Origin of the sequence: Saccharothrix sp. ST-888 (genome assembly GCF_000955975.1) — a bacterium.
In the GTDB taxonomy this organism is placed as follows: Bacteria; Actinomycetota; Actinomycetes; order Streptomycetales; family Streptomycetaceae; genus Kitasatospora.
On record NZ_JYJF01000234.1, the window covers coordinates 1 to 2446 of the forward strand.

Here is a 2446-nt window from a genome sequence, read left to right on the forward strand (position 1 = left end):
GGTGCTGCTGGCGGGCGCGGCCGAGGCGGCACCGGAGATGGCCGGAGCGGTCGCCGGGTCCAGCGTCGGCTGGATCAGCCGCAGGTTGCCCGCAGGGTCTGGGAGCACGATGTCGGGCTTGCGGTCGCCGGTGAGGTCGCCGAAGACCGGCGTGCTGCCCGGCTTCCACGGCGCATAGAAGGTATAGGCGGCGGGCTGGCTGTAGTTGCCCGCGTTGTCCTGCGCCTGGACGTACAGGACGTTGGTGCCCCAGGTGCCCGGGGTGTACGTGAACGCGTTCGAGGTTCCCGTGGCCGCCACGATGCCGGTGTCGACGTTGTTGGCGGAGTCACCGCAGTGCCAGTTGGTGACCGGACTCGGGTTGGTGCTCCAGCGGTAGCACGCGACTCCGGACGCCCTGGTGCCGGTGGACGGTACGGGGTCGGTGCCGGTGACGGTGAACGTGCCCGTGTCGGTGTTGAACTTCGTCGGCGAGGGGTTCTGCGTGCCCGACGGCGGGAAGTCGAGGGAGCTGACGCTCACCGACGGCGGTGTTTTGTCGACCCGGAAGTGGCATCCGGAGGTGTTGCCGGAGGAAAGTCCCCAGGCGCTTCCGTCGGTGTCGGAGGCCTGTGCGTTCCAGCCGTACTGGTGACCGTCGGTCAGGGAGCCGACAGTGACGCTGACGCCGTTGGGGTTGGAGCTTCCGGCCCAGCCGCTGTTGCCGGACCAGCTGAAGGTGCTGTCGTCGTTGTCCCACAGGTTGAACGTGGTCAGCAGTGGCAACCCGGCCGGAGACCAGTTGTTGACGGTGAGGCTGATGTTCTGGTTGGCGCCGATCCAGTACGGCTGGTCAGCCGACTCGCACGGCGCGCTCGCGCTGGTGTTCGCCTGAATCGGGGTGGGGTTGGTGCGCGGTGAGGAGATGACCGGCGCGATGTCGTAGTTCGTCGTGATGGTCGGGTTGGTGGAGAGGTGGTGACGCATGGCGTCGTCACTCTCGTCACTGGCCGCGAGCATCAGCGTCCAGTTGCCCCAGTGGGAGGCAACGGCGGTCTTGATGATGCTGGTGACGTCGAGGTTGATCTGACCTGTGCCGGTGAAGGACGCCGACGAGGACACGTACCCGCAGTGCGAACCCGGCGAACTGTCGGTCCCGCAAGGCTGGTTGTTCCAGGTCGTCCCCGATCCGATGCTGCCGCTGTCGTAGGCCTGGACGACCGTCGACCCGCTCGGGTTCGAGGCGGACTTGGCTTGCAGGGAAAGGGTCGAGTCGTGCACAACCGCGCCGGTGGGAGCCCCGGACGGCGGGGTGAGGAGCGCCGAGGGCGTGCCGATCTGGTAGTAGACCCGCTGGCGGCCGACTCCGGTGCAGTCACTGTAGTCGCAGTAGCCGAGCCCGAGATCGCTCATGCCGCTGGTGTAGGTGTAGCTGGGATGGAACTCCTGCACCTGGGCATAGGCTTGTGTCTGCCCTGTGACGCCGACCGTGGGATCGAGGTACCAGGGGCCGGTGCCCTTGCCGAAGGTCTGCGGGTCCGGGGTGAGGGTCAGGCTGCTGTTGTCGGCGGTGATTCCCATCGGGGCCCGGTGAGCCTGCTCGCCCGGCGCCTCGGGGGTGGAGGCCGAGTCGGCGGCCGCCTGGGCGGTAGGCGGCGAGACTGCCAGCGAACGGCTCCTGACCGCAGGCCGTGCCGCGGGCGCAGCTGGGGCTGATGGAGCGGAATCCCACTGGAACGGCGGCGGTGAGGCCAACCGGACGATGCCGTCGCTGTCCCTGACGGTAAGGTTGCCGGCCTTGTCTGCTGAGACGTTCAGACCTTCGGTCTTGACGGGGAAGTGCAGAGTTTTCAGCCTCGGGTCCGCGGCCGCTGCGGCGGTGCGGACGATGATGACATCGCGCCAGCCTCCTGCCTGCAGCGCGGTGACCTGAAGGTCCACATCCGGCAGCATGTCGGCGTATGTCGCGCTGGCACCGTCAAGGGTCGGCGCGGGCAGTGTGAAGGGCGCGCTGACCGCAAGTTTCTTGCCGTCGGCTGTGGTGACGGTGGCCATCGGGCCACTGCCGCCGCCCGAGATCGCCAGGCCGGTGGAGCTGACAGCCGGGCTCAGCGTTCCGTCGACGTTCCTGTGCAGCGTTGCGTCCAGATCCGCCCATGCCCCGCCGCGCTTGGTGCGCACCGGCTGGATGCGGTCGATGGTGGTCAACGTCCCGTCCGGGTTGACCTGTGTCAACGCCGTCTCGGTGGTCAACGCGTCGACCGCTGCGGGATTCCCGGTTGCCTTGGCCTTCGCCCGTGCATCCACGATCCCCTGCTGCTCAGGGGAGAGCGTCGGCTTGCCGCCGGGGGCCGGAACAGAGGTGGATGTCGGAGCGGTCGCCGCCTGGGCGAGCGGCGCGCCCAGCATCCCCAGGACCAGGGCGCCGGTGGTACCCAACGCCCCCAGGCCGGAGAGTCGTCTGCTG

At 68.6% G+C, this 2446-nt stretch carries 1 protein-coding gene; it reads right to left on the minus strand.

Annotated elements, in window-relative coordinates:
- Window positions 1-2418, minus strand: a 2418-nt coding sequence (locus tag UK12_RS32250) for a DNRLRE domain-containing protein (RefSeq protein WP_045306765.1), incomplete at its 3' end; no start/stop codon positions are given.
- Between the last annotated feature and the right edge of the window lie 28 nt (window positions 2419-2446).